Consider the following 15744-nt stretch of genomic DNA (forward strand, 5'->3'; position numbering starts at 1 on the left):
CCTCTATATGGGTGATGGCGTGCCTTTTGTAGAATGAACCGGCGAGTTACGTTCACGTGCAAGGTTAAGTCGGGAAGACGGAGCCGCAGCGAAAGCGAGTCTGAATAGGGCGCCATAGTACGTGGGTGTAGACCCGAAACCGTGTGATCTACCCCTGTCCAGGGTGAAGGTGCGGTAACACGCACTGGAGGCCCGAACCCACGAATGTTGAAAAATTCGGGGATGAGGTGGGGGTAGCGGAGAAATTCCAATCGAACTCGGAAATAGCTGGTTCTCCCCGAAATAGCTTTAGGGCTAGCCTCGGTGTTGAGCATGCTGGAGGTAGAGCACTGATTGGGTGCGGGGCCCGCCAAGGGTTACCAAGTCCAGTCAAACTCCGAATGCCAGTCATGTATAACCGGGAGTCAGACGGTGAGTGCTAAGATCCATCGTCAAGAGGGAAACAGCCCAGATCATCAGCTAAGGTCCCCAAGTGTGTGTTAAGTGGGAAAGGATGTGGAGTTGCCCAGACAACCAGGATGTTGGCTTAGAAGCAGCCACCATTTAAAGAGTGCGTAATAGCTCACTGGTCGAGTGACTCTGCGCCGAAAATGTAACGGGGCTAAACACACCACCGAAGCTATGGCATGTACCATTTGGTACTTGGGTAGGGGAGCGTTGTGTATAGGTTGAAGTCAGACCGTAAGGACTGGTGGACAGTACACAAGTGAGAATGCCGGTATGAGTAACGAAAAGATCAGTGAGAATCTGATCCGCCGTAAGCCTAAGGGTTCCTGAGGAAGGTTCGTCCGCTCAGGGTAAGTCGGGACCTAAGGCGAGGCCGAAAGGCGTAGTCGAAGGACAACAGGTTGATATTCCTGTACCACCGCAAGCCGTTACGAGCAATGGAGTGACGCAGAAGGGTAGTGACGCGGACCGATGGATGTGTCCGTCCAAGCAGTGAGGCTGGTTTGTTGGCAAATCCGCAAACCGTAAGGCTGGGCTGTGATGGGGAGGGAAACTTTAGTACCGAAGGTCATGATCTCCAGCTGCCAAGAAAAGCTTCTAGCCAGGCGAAGGTGCCCGTACCGCAAACCGACACAGGTAGGCGAGCAGAGCATGCTAAGGCGCGCGGAGTAACTCTCGTTAAGGAACTCGGCAACATGACCCCGTAACTTCGGGAGAAGGGGTGCCTCGGTAGGGTGAATAGCCCGAGGGGGCCGCAGTGAAAAGGCCCAAGCGACTGTTTAGCAAAAACACAGGTCTGTGCGAAGCCGTAAGGCGAAGTATACGGGCTGACGCCTGCCCGGTGCTGGAAGGTTAAGGGGAGCGGTTAGGGGCAACCCGAAGCTGTGAACCGAAGCCCCAGTAAACGGCGGCCGTAACTATAACGGTCCTAAGGTAGCGAAATTCCTTGTCAGGTAAATTCTGACCCGCACGAATGGCGTAACGACTTGGGCGCTGTCTCAACGAGAGATCCGGTGAAATTTTAATACCTGTGAAGATGCAGGTTACCCGCGACAAGACGGAAAGACCCCATGGAGCTTTACTGCAGCTTGATATTGGACTTTGGTACGATCTGTACAGGATAGGTGGGAGCCTTAGAAGCCGGAGCGCCAGCTTCGGTGGAGGCACCGTTGGGATACCACCCTGATCGTATCGGAGTTCTAACCTGGTACCGTGAAGCCGGTACAGGGACCGTGTCAGGCGGGCAGTTTGACTGGGGCGGTCGCCTCCTAAAATGTAACGGAGGCGCCCAAAGGTTCCCTCAGAATGGTTGGAAATCATTCGCAGCGTGCAAAGGCATAAGGGAGCTTGACTGCGAGACCTACAAGTCGAGCAGGGACGAAAGTCGGGCTTAGTGATCCGGTGGTACCGAATGGAAGGGCCATCGCTCAACGGATAAAAGCTACCCTGGGGATAACAGGCTTATCTCCCCCAAGAGTCCACATCGACGGGGAGGTTTGGCACCTCGATGTCGGCTCATCGCATCCTGGGGCTGAAGTAGGTCCCAAGGGTTGGGCTGTTCGCCCATTAAAGCGGTACGCGAGCTGGGTTCAGAACGTCGTGAGACAGTTCGGTCCCTATCTGTCGTGGGCGCAGGAAATTTGAGAGGAGCTGTCCTTAGTACGAGAGGACCGGGATGGACGTACCGCTGGTGTACCAGTTGTTCCGCCAGGAGCACCGCTGGGTAGCTACGTACGGACGGGATAAGCGCTGAAAGCATCTAAGCGCGAAGCCCCCCTCAAGATGAGATTTCCCAGTATGTAAGACCCCTGGTAGACGACCAGGTTGATAGGTTCGGGGTGGAAGCGCAGCAATGCGTGCAGCTGACGAATACTAATCGGTCGAGGGCTTATCCTATGGATCAAGCATCACGGGAGATCATCGCAAGACGATGAACGTGAGCGAGACATGGCGAGAATGAATCGGAATACGATTCACTAGCCATGTAAGAAAAGCAAATGGACTCAGCATCCATATTCGTTCGATCCAGTTTTCAAGGCGCAAGCTTTGAATGCAAACCGCATATTCCCTGATAGCTCAGTTGGTAGAGCACTCGACTGTTAATCGAGTTGTCACAGGTTCGAGTCCTGTTCGGGGAGCCATCTGGAGAGCTGTCCGAGTGGTCGAAGGAGCACGATTGGAAATCGTGTATACGTTAATCGCGTATCGAGGGTTCGAATCCCTCGCTCTCCGCCAGATATGGCCCGTTGGTCAAGGGGTTAAGACACCTCCCTTTCACGGAGGTAACAGGGGTTCGAATCCCCTACGGGTCACCACTTTCTTATCTGGCTTGATTACATAGCCTTGATAAGTTATAGTAAATAACATGTTGTTCTTCATATGGAAGCTTAGCTCAGCTGGGAGAGCATCTGCCTTACAAGCAGAGGGTCGGGGGTTCGATCCCCTCAGCTTCCACCATTGAACTACCGCGGGGTGGAGCAGTCCGGTAGCTCGTCGGGCTCATAACCCGAAGGTCACAGGTTCAAATCCTGTCCCCGCAACCAATATGGAGCTGTGGTGTAGAGGCCTAACATGCCTGCCTGTCACGCAGGAGACCGCGGGTTCGAATCCCGTCAGCTCCGCCATTTTTTTCAATAAGCATTCAGGCTCGGTAGCTCAGTTGGTAGAGCAAAGGACTGAAAATCCTTGTGTCGGCGGTTCGATTCCGTCCCGAGCCACCATGTTTTTTGATAATTGAATATGCCGCTGTAGCTCAACTGGTAGAGCAACTGACTTGTAATCAGTAGGTTGGGGGTTCAAGTCCTCTCGGCGGCACCATTTTTTTGGAGGATTAGCGAAGTGGCCAAACGCAGCAGACTGTAAATCTGTTCTCTGACGAGTTCGGTGGTTCGAATCCATCATCCTCCACCAGTTTTTAGGGGCATAGTTTAAAGGTAGAACAGCGGTCTCCAAAACCGTTAGTGTGGGTTCAATTCCTGCTGCCCCTGCCAGTATGGCGATCGTGGCGAAGTGGTTAACGCACCGGATTGTGGTTCCGGCATTCGGGGGTTCAATTCCCCTCGATCGCCCCATGTTTTATTGGGGATTAGCCAAGCGGTAAGGCAACGGACTTTGACTCCGTCATTCTCAGGTTCGATCCCTGAATCCCCAGCCATTTATTTGCGGAAGTGGCTCAGCGGTAGAGCATCGCCTTGCCAAGGCGAGGGTCGCGGGTTCGATTCCCGTCTTCCGCTCCATTGTTTTATGGCGCCATAGCCAAGTGGTAAGGCAGAGCTCTGCAAAAGCTCTACCCCCAGTTCGAGTCTGGGTGGCGCCTCCATCTTATCTAACGTGTGCCCTTAGCTCAGCTGGATAGAGCATTTGACTACGAATCAAAAGGTCAGGAGTTCGAATCTCTTAGGGCACGCCATTATCTATCCATTTAAATGAAGTTTGATTCCTCTGCCTCTTGAAATAATAGAGTGAATAGGAAATTTTATATGTGCTGGTGTGGCGGAATGGCAGACGCGGCGGACTCAAAATCCGCTTCCGGAGACGGAGTGGGGGTTCGAGTCCCTTCACCAGCATTCAAAAAGGCTTGTAGAATCGCTTATGCGGTTCTACAAGCCTTTTTCTTTTGCATCCACTAAAAAAATTAAAGTTTGGAAATCAGCCAAAGCTTGAGATCTTCCCGTATATCATTCCGATTCGATTCTTGAATAGCCTCATGACGGACATCTGGGTAAAGCTTCATCGTGACGTCGCTCATCCCGGCATCCAAAAAAGCTTGAAACGTACGTTCAACGCCTTTGCCATATTGGCCGACCGGATCATCGGTGCCGGAAAAGAAATATACGGGCATCGTTTTGTTCATTTTAGCTAGATGATTCCGATCCTGAATGTAAGGGATTCCGGTTGCAATCAAGCTGCTGAAAAAACCGACAGAAGGGATGAATCCGCAATTCGGATCCGCAATATAACGGTCCACATTGCCTTCATCTACCGTAAGCCAGTCGTAACGGGTTCGATTAGGCTTGAATTTCTTGTTGTAGGAACCGAAAATGATTTTGTTCAACAACTCGGAGCGGGCATGTTCACCTCTCAGCATCATCTCAAGCCGAATCAAGGTTTGGCCTGCGACCAATGCAAGGGCAGGATTCCAGGCTGTCCCGCTCAAAATGCAAGCCTGCCATAAGTCCGGAGCATCGATCAGGCAGGTTCTCGCCAGAAAGGATCCCATGCTGTGCCCGAATAATAGGAGTGGCAAATTTGGAAACCGATCCTTCGCATGAAGCGCTATTCGCTGAAGGTCCATGGAAGCCTCCTGCCATCCTCCTGATGCTGGCATATGGCCTAAACCGCCTACTCCTGCAGATAGACCATGTCCGATGTGGTCATGGCCGATAAGGATATATCCGTCCTGGGCCATCTCCCTTGCAAAGGAGTCATACCTTGCGACGTGTTCGGCCATGCCATGGCTTAATTGAATGATGGCTCTAGCTGTTCCGGAAGGACGCCATTCCATCACATGAAGCCGTTTGGATTTTGTTGCGGTATCCATGAAATAGGAAGCATGGTCGACGGTGGATTCCATAGCTGCACCCCTTACGTAGATATAGCCCTTCTTCTTTACTAGTATAAACCTGTATCCATTAAATATGGACCTCTGATTTCAACGTTTCAGGCTTGTCATAAGTAGGTCGCAGCCCTTCCCAATTCCAGGACGGAGACTCTCCCCGACCTCAGTCCAGGTATAGAAACGTTCGCAAGTCCGTTTTGAACTTTGCTGGGATGGCCTAAAATAAGGACATAAGCAAGAGAGCATATATGCGAATCGAAAGGCGGTGGCAATCAGAGATGAAACGCAATTCAACGGTAGGCATCATTTTGGTTGTGGCAGGCGCATTGCTGGCCATGAAATTTCTCGGATTGGGTCATTTGATCAGTTGGGCCGTATCCTTGATCTTCCCTCTTATTGTTCTGGGACTTGGAGTCATCGGCTGGAGGAACGGCAACCGGATCGTAGGCGGAGTTCTTCTCTTCGTAGGAGCCATTTGGCTGCTTGGAAAATTAACGCCTCTGATCATGCTGCTGTTCGCAGTCGGACTGATTGTATGGGGAGTCTCCCTCTTTAAAGGAAAAAGGATTCATTAACGAAAAGAAAGAGAGCAACCGTTAGAGGAGGACAAATATGAGTATTATCCGCAGAGTCAGAGACATAACGATCGCAACACTGAACGAGCACCTAGAGAAAGCAGAAGATCCGGTACGGCTGATCGATCAGTTCCTGTGGTCGACACGGGAAGAGATCATTCAATCGGAGCGTCTGTACCAGCAGTATTCTTCCCATAACCAGCAATTGAAAATGCAATGGCTCACCGCTGAGCAGCAGAAGGAAAAGCGGGAGCAGCAAGCCGTCACCGCGCTTAAAGCCGGCGAAGAGCAGTTGGCCCGCATAGCCCTTCATGAGAAAGCATCTGCAGAGGAACGCGCCAAGCAGTATCGCGATCTGTACGAGCAAGGCCGCCAGAGCGTGGAAGACCTGGAAAGAAATCTTCAGGAGATGAGAAGCGAGTACCAGATCGTGTATGACAAGCGAGAGTACTATGCGGCTCGCATGGAATCTCTGAAGCTGCAGCAGCGAATGAACGCCCGTTACACAGGAGCCGTTTCCGGCCAGCCCGGCGGCAAGCCGGATGGCATGTTCCGCAGGCTCGACGATCGGATCACGGATATGGAGCACGAAGCGCGCAGCCTCAGGGATCTTCGCAGCGAAGGTACCGTAGGCCATGCCGGCAACTCTTCCTATCAAACGGCAGTAGAAATGGAATTGGAACAGCTGAAGAGAAAGCTGGGACAAGGAGGAACCTAACATCATGAAGCAATTATTTCGCTCCAGACGAAAAAAAGTTCTGTTCGGATTATGCGGCGGGCTGTCGGATTACTTCAATGTGGATGCCAATCTGCTTCGTATCCTGACAATCATCCTTGCCGTCTGCACAAGCGGCGCAGCCATTGCCATCTATATCCTGGCGGCGCTGGTAATTCCGAAGGAGCATGACTATAACCAGTTTCCTCCAGGAAACTTCGGGTCTTATCAGGATGGACGGAGCGGCGACTTCTATGGAGGACACAACGATCAAGGCCGCAGCCGCACAGGATTCGGCCAAGGCGCAGGAGGCGGCCAGCATGGCGGCCCTTACCGCAACCCTCCGCAATACCAGGAAGGTCCGACAACGGCAGGATGGCAGTCCGACAGCAACCGCCAGGCAGACTTGGACAAGATGATGGATGACCTGGAGAAGAAAGCTCTGCGCAACGAGCTGGAAGAACTGAAAGCCAAACTTTCGAAGTATGAGAAGGGAGAATAACAACATGGGTATTTTCAAACGCCTGAAAGATATTACAAAAGCTTCGATGCACGAGGCACTGGATAAAATGGAAGATCCGGTCGTTATGCTGAACCAATACCTCCGCGACATGGAGCAGGAAATCCACCAGGCCGAGGTTACGGTAGCGAAGCAAATGGCCAACGAGCGCCGCATGCAGCAGCGCTTCGACGAAGCGGCAAGAAGCGTCTCGGATCGTGACAGCAAAGCAGAAACGGCTCTTCGTTCCGGCCAAGAGGATCTCGCCCGCAAGCTTCTGGAAGAAAAGCTGTATTTCGAGGAGAAAGTGCAAGAATACAGCCAGCTTACTCTGGAAGCGAAGAGCCAAGCCGACGAGCTGAAGCAGCAGCTGTACGGCATGAAAGACGAGTACTACCAGCTTCGCAACAAACGCAACGAGCTGGCCGCTCGTGCCCAAATGGCAAAGGCGAAAAAGCAGATGTCGCAGGCATCGGCCAATGTCGGCTCCATCGATACCGGCACTGCATCCCGCGGATTCGGCCGCATGGAAGAAAAGATCATGCAGATGGAGGCCGAAGCCGATGTTCTCCGCAGACCTTACGGAAGCGGCTATAAAGCGGAGGGAGCTGCCTCCATCCGTCCAGAGAACCAGCTGAAGGTAGAAGAACAGCTGCAGCAGCTCAAAAACAAGCTGAATCCTCCTCAGGCAAGTGCTGCACAAGAAGACGCAGCGAATTAAGCTTTGCTATCGCAAGCCTCGGACACGGCGGCGCAGCCGCCTGGTTCCGAGGCTTGTTTGCTTGCAGCGGATGAATGCTTGAACCGTTGACGCCGGACAGGTAAAGTAGAGAGAGAAAGAAGGGGGAGTATCGTTGTGGCTGCCAAAAAGCCTCCAGGAAAGGGTCAGGGACCTACAAAGAAAAACGTTCTTGAAACGGTACTGTGGCTGCTTATCATCCTTGGATTGCTGCTCATCGTGCTGCAAGGAACCGGATATGTCGAATTCTTTGCCATACAAGGAAAAGGGGCGTTATACGGGCTGGCGGTAATTGCGGCGGCGCTCGCCGGTGCTGTGCTGAACAGCTATCTCCAGACGTCCAAGCTTAGAGAAGCTCTCCGCAAGCTGAACCAGCAGCAGAGCAGGCGCAAATCGATTACCATTCCCCATTCTCCCGAGGGAGAGGGATCCCGTCCGGAAGAAACCGAGGAGCAGGAAGAGTGGCGGGAGCAGGTCAAGTTCACCGCTGTCATCGAAGAGCGGCAGCGTTTGGCTCGCGAGCTGCATGACGCCGTAAGCCAGCAGCTGTTCGCCATTTCTATGACCGCAACAGCGGTAAGCCGGACGATCGAGAAGGATTGGGAGCGTGCACGCAGGCAGGTGCAGCTGATAGAGGAAATGGCGGCCGTGGCCCAATCCGAAATGAGAGCGCTTCTGCTTCATTTGCGTCCTGTTCATTTGGATGGCAAAAACTTGGCCCAGGCGCTTGAACGGCTGGTCGGGGAGCTGAAAGCAAAGGTCCCGATGGACATTACGGTTGATGTTGATCCGACCGTTCTGTTCCGCCCCAGTGCCGAGGATCATTTGTTCCGGATTGCCCAAGAGGCGTTGTCCAACGCTCTGCGCCATGCCAAAGCCAGCAAGATGGTCATGAGGCTGGAGCGGGATGGAGCCAAAGCCAAGCTGAGCTTTGCCGATAATGGCGTCGGCTTCGATCTGGAAGAAAAGAAACAGGCCTCCTACGGCTTGCTGACGATGGAAGAGCGGATTCATGAGCTTGGCGGCAACATACAAATTCATACGGCTCCGGGCGAAGGAACGGCCATTGAAATGTGGCTTCCCCTGGAAGACGGAAAGGGCGGATTCTAACCATGAGCATGCCGGAACGAATGGAGCGGGACAGCGGAATGGCAAGGCCGATCAAGGTGCTGCTTGTAGACGACCATGAGATGGTTCGGATCGGTCTTGCAGCGGTGCTCGATACGGAAGAGGGCATCGAGGTTGTGGGAGAGGCCGGCAACGGAACCGAAGGAATCAGGTTGGCTACCGCTTACACCCCGGATGTCGTGCTGATGGATCTGGTCATGGAAGAGATGGACGGAGTCGAAACGACCCGGAGGCTGATGGAGATCATGCCGGATTGCAAGGTCATCGTGCTTACGAGCTATCTCGACGACAGCAAGATGTACCCGGTCATTGAAGCAGGAGCGTTCAGCTACCTGCTCAAAACTTCACGGGCAAGCGAAATAGCCGAAGCGATTCGGGCTGCGGCAAGAGGACAATCCGTGCTGGAATCCCAGGTGGCAGCCAAAATGATGAGCAGGCTCCGTCAACCCAAGCAGCCAGTCCAGAAACCGCCTCATGAAGATCTTACCGAGCGGGAAATGGATGTGCTCATGCTGGTCGCGCAGGGCTTGTCCAATCAGGATATCGCCGACAAGCTGTTCATCAGCATCAAGACCGTCAAATTCCATGTGACCAACGTGCTCAACAAGCTCGGCGTAGAGGATCGCACGCAGGCGGCTATATATGCGCACAAACATGATCTGGCCGTGGACTAAGAATTCAGCACGAGGCGCTTAAGAGGCCTAAGCTAAGAAGCTGAATGACGAGACCGGACGATGCGTCATCCCATCGAGAACCCCGTCCTCGTTATAGGTTCCCGCCGAAGGCAGATTGGAATGATCGATAAGGGATGCTGCAGGCTGTGCTTCGAATGAGGCGAGCAGCTGATCGGCGTATGGAAGCAGTCCTTCCGACGAGAACAAGGCTCGAAGCACAGCATCGGGGCGGTTCTCAAGCTGCTGGTTGAGGGCGATGGGATTGACTCTCCATTCCCCTTGCCTGTTCATGTCCAATCCGGCATGACGAGCGGCAGGATGGGATCGCATGGAGCGCAGGTCGGTCTCAATGGAAGGATTGAGGCCAGGTCTGCAGCGGAAATAAAGCAGCTCCAGATCGTTCCATCGTTCCGCAAGCTCGTATACCGTCTCAGCGAGTCCCGAGAGATCAATTCCTGCCGCTCCGTCGCTCAGCAGCTGCAGGCGCCGGCGGCGCATGTTCTGGATGAGCGGACGCAGTCGGCTCGCAGCCTGGAGCCAGGATGCAGTCAGGCGAAAGTCAGAGACGAACCGGGTTGTCATGCCATCCATGCGATGGTCGGACAAGCCTGCATCTTCCCGCTCTCGAGCGACAGGGGCAACGGGGACTGTCGGCGTTACTTTTTCCACATGGAAGATGCGGTTCATTCGACGCAAAGGACCTATCATCAGGAAGCCTCCCTCAGGCTGGAATTGGAATTCATTACCCCTATAAGCTCCATAGAGAAACAGCCTGCCGAAGCTTCCTGTCCCGGAAACGTCAGCGGGCTGTTCGACTATCGCCGGTTTGTCAGATCAGCAGCAGGAATGCGAGGAGTGCGAGGTCGACGCCGACTGCAGCGCCGTATCCGTATCCGTATCCGTATCCGTACGGACCTCGGCCGCCATAGGGACCAGGGCCGTATGGATAAGCCTGAGTATGGACTTCCTGCTCCAGAACTTGCTCCTTCTCGGGTTTGGAAGCTTTGGATTTTTTTGCTTTGCCTTTTGCAGGCTTCCCTAAAATCCCGATTCCTTGCTGCTGGCGCTTATGAAGCTCTTCGCCGCCGTTCAGATAGACCCGCCCGCCATGGCAAGCGGTGAGAATACCCATATGGCGGGTGCCGTCCTTGAGAATGGCGCATACCGGCATTCCGCAGAAACGCTTGACATGTTCTTCGTGCAAGGGCCGAATAGGTTCCATTTTCCGTTGCTCATCCTTTCTGGTTTTCCTTGATAGATGGAATGATGCATTATATTCAACTGATGGCTGATGCGTACGATCAAATACCCCGTTAACGGACAATAAGAATGGAGGGGCTATGATGAGCAATATGCGAGCCAAACAAGGCGCAGGCGTTATGCTGGCCTTTCTTGCGCTAGCCGTTCTCGCTACGATCTATACAGCCGGCGGCAAAGGTTCGATCGGCTGGAGCGTGACGGCACCGAAAGAGCCGGACGTTCAGATGTCCTCCGCAACCGGCGAGGATATGGAGAAGCTGTGGAATTGGGCAGACGCCGAGCTGGGAGGCGGATCCAGAGCGGCCTCCTGGCATTTGCGCTGGAGCGTGGAGGGGATGACGGCGGATCAGGCGGCCAAGACGGCGGAAGTACTCGGCATGACGGCTGACGCGAAAGACTTTGCCGGCGGGAAGGATGAAAACAAAACCAGCGGGGGCATCCTATGGGAAGCGGCGCGTTCATCGGCGGACGGCACGCTTAAATTGCAGCTGCTCGGCACGGATCCTGAGAACAGGGAAGCGGCGAGGCCAGCCGTCATGACCTACCACGCTCCGCCTGCAGCCGAGCTTCAAGCTATCTTGAATGAAATGATCGAGGTTAATGCGGCACTGACCGCGACCGGCACGGGCTCCGAGCCGATGATGAGCATCAAGCTGTACGGCAGGGCTATCCGGATCGGCGCCGCTGGCCGCATTGCGCAAAAGGCGGCAGGAGTCGCTCTGGATGAATATAAGGATTCCAGAACGATTGTCCGGACGTACAGCTCGACTGCATTGGCAGGAGCCATGCGGCTTGGAGAAGGCAAGGAAGGGAGCCCGTCAGCCGGCATCCAGCTGGCGGAGCATAGCGGAGGCGATGCGGGCTTCCCTGCAGAGATCACGGCCGGCATTCCGCTCATCACGGGAGACCTTTCGGAGAGCGGGACAGAGGGTACGTGAAGGCCCCATGAAGATTGGCCGCCATGAATGGCGATTCCCGCATCGTTATGATACACTACATACCATATCAAGCTGATGCATCCAAAAATTTATGACGAAAGAATGAGGGAACATGAACTACTCTAGCAAACAGGAATCATCGGCTGCTGAAGGCGCGGTCTATTATCTGTTCGGAGCCACGGGCGATCTGGCGCGGAGGAAGCTGTTCCCGGCGCTGTTCTCCTTATATAAAGAAGGCAAGCTGGCAGAGAATTTCGCAGTTGTCGGACTCGCCCGCCGTGCGCGGGACAATGAGCAGTTCCGCCAGGACGTATACGAGTCCATCATGGAATTTTGCCGGTACAAGCCGACCGATGCGGAGGTATGGCAGAAATTCGCCGACCACTTCGTCTACAAGCCGCTCGATATCCATAACGTCGACGGCTTCCGGGAGCTGAATCAGCTCTCCTCGGAGCTGGACGAGAAATTCGGCATCGAAGGCAACCGGCTGTTCTATCTTGCTCTCGCTCCGGAGCTTTTCGGTCCGGTGTCGTTCAATCTTCGCGACGGAGGCCTTCTGGAATCCAAGGGATGGCATAAGCTCGTCATCGAGAAGCCTTTCGGCTATGATCTGGAATCGGCCCGCGAGCTGAACGGACAGATCAGCCAAGTGTTCAAGGAAGAAGAGGTCTACCGGATCGACCACTACCTCGGCAAGGAAATGGTCCAGAACATTCAGGTCCTGCGTTTTGCCAACCAGCTGTTCGAACCTCTCTGGAACAAGGATCATATCGCCAATGTCCAGATTACGCTGTCCGAAACGGTCGGCGTAGAGGAGCGGGGCGGCTATTACGACAATTCCGGCGCGCTTCGGGACATGGGGCAGAACCATATTCTGCAGATGATCACGATGATTGCCATGGAACCTCCGGGACGGCTGCATCCGGAAAGTCTCCGCGACGAGAAGGTCAAGGTTCTGCGCTCCCTCCGCCAGTACGCGTCAAGCGAGGAAGTCCGCGATAATGTCGTGCGGGCGCAGTACTCCTCCGGCCAGTCCAAAGGCAAGGAGCTTCCGGGCTATCGCCAGGAAGACAGCGTGAATCCGGAATCCAAGACGGAGACTTATTTTGCCGCCAAAGTGCTTGTGGACAACTTCCGCTGGGCGGGGGTTCCGTTCTTCATCCGCACGGGCAAGCGGCTGCCGGTCAAAACGACCGAGATCGTCATCGAGTTCAAAAACGTTCCAGACAACGTCCTGTTCGCCAAGCGGCATAAGCTGGGTCCGAACCTGCTCGTCATCCGCGTCAATCCGATGGAAGGCATCTACCTGAAGATCAACGCCAAGAAGCCGGGAGCGGACAACGAGGTTCAGCCTGTCGCCATGGAATTCTGCCAGAGCTGCCAGGTCGGCATCAACACGCCGGAAGCTTATGAGCTGCTGATCTACGATGCGGCGCGCGGCGATTCGACATACTTCACCCGCTGGGACGAGGTTGCGGCAGCGTGGACGTTCGTGGACCGCATAGCGGCCGCCTGGAGAGAATCTGGAGAGGATCTGCTTTCCTATCCAGCCGGGTCCTGGGGACCGGAAGCTACGGATGAGCTTCTTCACAAAGAAGGCTTCTTCTGGTGGCCTGTCAACGGCCAAGCGGAAGACAACGTCATCTGGATCAGCGGCGGAGCGAAGTAAAGCGGCGGCTCCCAGAGGGTGATCGCGATCAAGCTTGCGTCACTTGGAGGCGTACCGCAGCAGGCGGCGTCTCTCATGCACCGACTCAATCACCGCAGCGAGGTGAGGAGTTCATAAGCTTCAACGTTCAATCCTGTCCGGCTACGGACAGGATTGAAGCGTTATTTGACGAAAGGAAGGAATGAAGCTTGTTCAAAATCTATGATATTTCCATGCCCATTCATTCTGATATGGCGGTATGGGCCAATCTCGAAGCCAAAAAGCCGGAGATCCGCAATGTTACGCCGTTCGCCCAGGGAGGCGTGTATGAATCGGAGCTGCGGATGAATCTGCACACCGGCACGCATGTGGATGCGCCGATGCATATGCTTGAGGATGGAGCCGGAATCGAGACGATCGGGCTGGAAGAGCTGGCGGGCACGGCCCGCGTCGTCGACCTTACTCATGTATCCGATTCCATCACGAGGGCGGACTTGGAGCATCTTGGTCTTGTGCGAGGCGATTGGGTCCTTTTCAAGACGGCCAATTCATTCAGCAGCCGGTTCGAGGATGATTTTATTTACTTGCGCGAAGACGCCGCACGGTATTTAATTGATGTAGGGGTTCGCGGCATCGGTACGGACGGTCTCGGAATCGAGCGCTCGCAGCCCGACTATCCGACCCATCGCCCGCTCTTCCGCAATAATATCGTTATCGTGGAAGGACTGAGGCTGGCGGATGTGTCGGCCGGAACCTACTTCATGGTCGTTGCCCCGCTCAAGCTGAGCGGAGTCGAGGCAGCGCCCGCCAGGGCGATCCTCATCGGCAGACCGTAGGAGCGACAGCATGCAACCGATTTGATCCTGCAGGCAGCGCATCAATGTGCGACTCACTAGCCTGTTTCATGACTAATAAAGCGCGATATAAGGGGAATACCATGACTAAACTGCTCGACGAAATCAAGCAAGAAGTAGACAAACGGCGAACGTTCGCCATCATTTCCCACCCGGATGCCGGCAAAACGACGCTGACGGAGAAGCTGCTGCTGTTCGGCGGCGCCATCCGCGAGGCCGGCTCGGTCAAAGCCCGCAAAGCCAACAAGCACGCCACCTCCGACTGGATGGAGATCGAGAAGCAGCGCGGAATCTCGGTAACGTCCTCCGTCATGCAATTCGACTATAAGGGACATCGCGTCAACATCCTGGATACGCCTGGTCACCAGGACTTCAGCGAGGACACGTATCGGACCCTGACCGCTGCCGACAGCGCCGTCATGCTGATCGACGTAGCCAAAGGCGTCGAAGCCCAGACGATCAAGCTGTTTCAGGTGTGCCGCAGGCGCGGCATCCCGATCTTCACGTTCATCAACAAGCTGGACCGCGAAGGCCAAAGCCCGTTCGATCTGATGGAGGAGCTGGAGCGCGTGCTCGGCATCCGGTCCGTTCCGATGAACTGGCCGATCGGCATGGGCCGGGAGCTGTGCGGCGTCTACGATCGGATGAAGAGCCAGGTCGAGCTGTTCCAGGGCAATGACCACTCGACCATCGAGGTGCGCAAGGTCGGCGATTACAAGGACCCGGTCATTCGGGAAATGGCCGGCGATTACCTCGCGGATCAGCTGGAGCAGGATCTTGAGCTGCTGGATGTAGCGGGCGATCAGTTCGACTTCGAGAAGGTTCGCGCGGGCGAGCTGACTCCGGTGTTCTTCGGCAGCGCCGTCAACAACTTCGGCGTGCAGACTTTCCTTGAGAACTTCCTGCAGCTCGCTCCGAAGCCCGAGCCACGCAACAGCACGGAAGGCCCTATCGAGCCGACGAGCGAGAAGTTCACCGGTTACGTGTTCAAGATCCAAGCCAACATGAATCCGGCTCACCGCGACCGCATCGCTTTTCTCCGTATTTGTTCCGGGCGGTTCGAGCGCGGCATGAGCGTCAAGCATGTACGGATCGGGAAGGACATCAAGCTGGCCCAGCCGCAGCAGTTCCTCGCGCAGGACCGGGATATCGTCGAAGCGGCTTATCCGGGAGATATCATCGGATTGTTCGATCCGGGCATCTTCCGCATCGGCGATTCCCTCTCGCAGGGCAGCTCGGTCGTATTCGACGAGCTGCCGACGTTCTCGCCGGAAATTTTCGCCAAGGTCTCGATCAAGAACGCCTTGAAGAAAAAGCAATACGAGAAGGGCATCGACCAGTTGACGGAGGAAGGCACCATTCAGGTGTTCCAGTCCGCCAGCGGTTTCGAGGATACGATTCTAGGCGTCGTCGGCCAGCTGCAGTTCGAGGTATTCGAGTATCGCATGAAGGCCGAATACGGCGTGGACGTCATCCTTCAAAGGATGCCTTTCCAGTTCGCGCGTTGGATCGTGGACGACAAGATCGACCCGTCCAAGTTCCGGATCAACTCGACGCTCGTCAAGGACAAAAAGGACAATTACGTCGCCTTGTTCGAGAACGAGTATGCGATGCGGACAGCTGTCGACAAGAACCCGACCTCCAAATTCCTGGAGACGGCTCCATAATCAACGGAATGAAAGCAGCCCCTGCCGCGAAAATGCGGCAGG

13 protein-coding genes, 16 tRNA genes and 1 rRNA gene (1 of these 30 running past the window's edge) are annotated in these 15744 nt (G+C 54.8%); 27 read left to right on the forward strand and 3 right to left on the reverse strand.

Annotated elements, in window-relative coordinates; all coding sequences use genetic code 11:
• The 17 genes from AC06G8_RS06220 to AC06G8_RS06300 all read left to right on the forward strand — a co-directional run.
• Positions 1-2343, forward strand: a 23S ribosomal RNA gene (locus AC06G8_RS06220); it begins 586 nt to the left of the window's first position.
• A 169-nt stretch (positions 2344-2512) separates the two neighbouring features.
• A tRNA-Asn gene (locus AC06G8_RS06225) sits at positions 2513-2588 on the forward strand.
• Positions 2589-2591: 3 nt separating this feature from the next.
• A tRNA-Ser gene (locus tag AC06G8_RS06230) sits at positions 2592-2682 on the forward strand.
• Positions 2683-2687: 5 nt separating this feature from the next.
• Positions 2688-2762, forward strand: a tRNA-Glu gene (locus AC06G8_RS06235).
• A gap of 66 nt (positions 2763-2828) precedes the next feature.
• Positions 2829-2904, forward strand: a tRNA-Val gene (locus AC06G8_RS06240).
• A 9-nt stretch (positions 2905-2913) separates the two neighbouring features.
• Positions 2914-2990, forward strand: a tRNA-Met gene (locus tag AC06G8_RS06245).
• A 4-nt stretch (positions 2991-2994) separates the two neighbouring features.
• Positions 2995-3071 (forward strand) — tRNA-Asp (locus tag AC06G8_RS06250).
• Between the two features lie 20 nt (positions 3072-3091).
• Positions 3092-3167: transfer RNA gene (locus tag AC06G8_RS06255), tRNA-Phe, on the forward strand.
• Positions 3168-3188: 21 nt separating this feature from the next.
• Positions 3189-3264: transfer RNA gene (locus AC06G8_RS06260), tRNA-Thr, on the forward strand.
• 7 nt (positions 3265-3271) lie between these two features.
• A tRNA-Tyr gene (locus tag AC06G8_RS06265) sits at positions 3272-3357 on the forward strand.
• Positions 3358-3363: 6 nt separating this feature from the next.
• Positions 3364-3437: transfer RNA gene (locus AC06G8_RS06270), tRNA-Trp, on the forward strand.
• A 5-nt stretch (positions 3438-3442) separates the two neighbouring features.
• A tRNA-His gene (locus AC06G8_RS06275) sits at positions 3443-3518 on the forward strand.
• An 8-nt stretch (positions 3519-3526) separates the two neighbouring features.
• A tRNA-Gln gene (locus AC06G8_RS06280) sits at positions 3527-3601 on the forward strand.
• 7 nt (positions 3602-3608) lie between these two features.
• Positions 3609-3683 (forward strand) — tRNA-Gly (locus AC06G8_RS06285).
• A 9-nt stretch (positions 3684-3692) separates the two neighbouring features.
• A tRNA-Cys gene (locus AC06G8_RS06290) sits at positions 3693-3766 on the forward strand.
• 13 nt (positions 3767-3779) lie between these two features.
• Positions 3780-3856 (forward strand) — tRNA-Arg (locus AC06G8_RS06295).
• Positions 3857-3930: 74 nt separating this feature from the next.
• Positions 3931-4013: transfer RNA gene (locus AC06G8_RS06300), tRNA-Leu, on the forward strand.
• A 68-nt stretch (positions 4014-4081) separates the two neighbouring features.
• Here AC06G8_RS06300 and AC06G8_RS06305 read toward each other — a convergent pair.
• The gene (locus AC06G8_RS06305; RefSeq protein ID WP_480284746.1) at positions 4082-5020 is read right to left on the reverse strand and encodes an alpha/beta fold hydrolase; all 939 of its coding nucleotides are present in this window, start codon (positions 5018-5020) and stop codon (positions 4082-4084) included.
• A gap of 263 nt (positions 5021-5283) precedes the next feature.
• Between AC06G8_RS06305 and AC06G8_RS06310 the strand changes: the two genes are divergently transcribed.
• The 6 genes from AC06G8_RS06310 to AC06G8_RS06335 all read left to right on the forward strand — a co-directional run bounded on the left by AC06G8_RS06310 (position 5284) and on the right by AC06G8_RS06335 (position 9335).
• Positions 5284-5580 (forward strand): LiaF transmembrane domain-containing protein, encoded by a 297-nt coding sequence (locus tag AC06G8_RS06310; RefSeq protein ID WP_447665367.1) that lies wholly within the window; start codon positions 5284-5286, stop codon positions 5578-5580.
• Positions 5581-5617: 37 nt separating this feature from the next.
• Positions 5618-6298: a PspA/IM30 family protein gene (locus AC06G8_RS06315; RefSeq protein ID WP_447665366.1), complete on the forward strand. Its 681-nt coding sequence runs from the start codon at positions 5618-5620 to the stop codon at positions 6296-6298.
• 4 nt (positions 6299-6302) lie between these two features.
• Complete coding sequence (locus AC06G8_RS06320; RefSeq protein WP_447665365.1) at positions 6303-6797, forward strand: PspC domain-containing protein; 495 nt, start codon at positions 6303-6305, stop codon at positions 6795-6797.
• A gap of 4 nt (positions 6798-6801) precedes the next feature.
• Complete coding sequence (locus AC06G8_RS06325) at positions 6802-7515, forward strand: PspA/IM30 family protein (RefSeq protein WP_480284747.1); 714 nt, start codon at positions 6802-6804, stop codon at positions 7513-7515.
• 135 nt (positions 7516-7650) lie between these two features.
• Positions 7651-8643 carry a sensor histidine kinase gene (locus tag AC06G8_RS06330; protein ID WP_480284748.1) on the forward strand — a complete coding sequence of 331 codons (993 nt, stop codon included), beginning with the start codon at positions 7651-7653 and terminating at the stop codon, positions 8641-8643.
• A 38-nt stretch (positions 8644-8681) separates the two neighbouring features.
• On the forward strand, positions 8682-9335 hold the full coding sequence (locus AC06G8_RS06335; RefSeq protein ID WP_447665371.1) for a response regulator: 654 nt from the start codon (positions 8682-8684) through the stop codon (positions 9333-9335).
• Positions 9336-9362: 27 nt separating this feature from the next.
• Here the strand turns inward: AC06G8_RS06335 and AC06G8_RS06340 are convergent, their stop codons facing one another.
• A complete protein-coding gene (locus AC06G8_RS06340; RefSeq protein WP_480284749.1) occupies positions 9363-10043 on the reverse strand; it encodes a hypothetical protein in 681 nt (226 codons plus the stop codon).
• A gap of 121 nt (positions 10044-10164) precedes the next feature.
• Positions 10165-10557 carry a hypothetical protein gene (locus tag AC06G8_RS06345; RefSeq protein ID WP_447665361.1) on the reverse strand — a complete coding sequence of 131 codons (393 nt, stop codon included), beginning with the start codon at positions 10555-10557 and terminating at the stop codon, positions 10165-10167.
• Between the two features lie 121 nt (positions 10558-10678).
• On the opposite strand from AC06G8_RS06345, the gene AC06G8_RS06350 reads away from it, so the two are divergent.
• The 4 genes from AC06G8_RS06350 (at position 10679) to AC06G8_RS06365 (ending at position 15702) form a co-directional block, all read left to right on the forward strand.
• Complete coding sequence (locus AC06G8_RS06350; protein WP_480284750.1) at positions 10679-11533, forward strand: hypothetical protein; 855 nt, start codon at positions 10679-10681, stop codon at positions 11531-11533.
• Between the two features lie 112 nt (positions 11534-11645).
• A complete protein-coding gene (gene zwf / locus AC06G8_RS06355) occupies positions 11646-13202 on the forward strand; it encodes a glucose-6-phosphate dehydrogenase (protein WP_480284751.1) in 1557 nt (518 codons plus the stop codon).
• A 188-nt stretch (positions 13203-13390) separates the two neighbouring features.
• On the forward strand, positions 13391-14017 hold the full coding sequence (locus AC06G8_RS06360; RefSeq protein ID WP_480284752.1) for a cyclase family protein: 627 nt from the start codon (positions 13391-13393) through the stop codon (positions 14015-14017).
• A 101-nt stretch (positions 14018-14118) separates the two neighbouring features.
• Positions 14119-15702, forward strand: a complete 1584-nt coding sequence (locus AC06G8_RS06365) for a peptide chain release factor 3 (RefSeq protein ID WP_447665358.1) — start codon at positions 14119-14121, stop codon at positions 15700-15702.
• Positions 15703-15744: the final 42 nt, after the last annotated feature.

This window comes from Paenibacillus sp. SJS-P3, assembly GCF_056711585.1.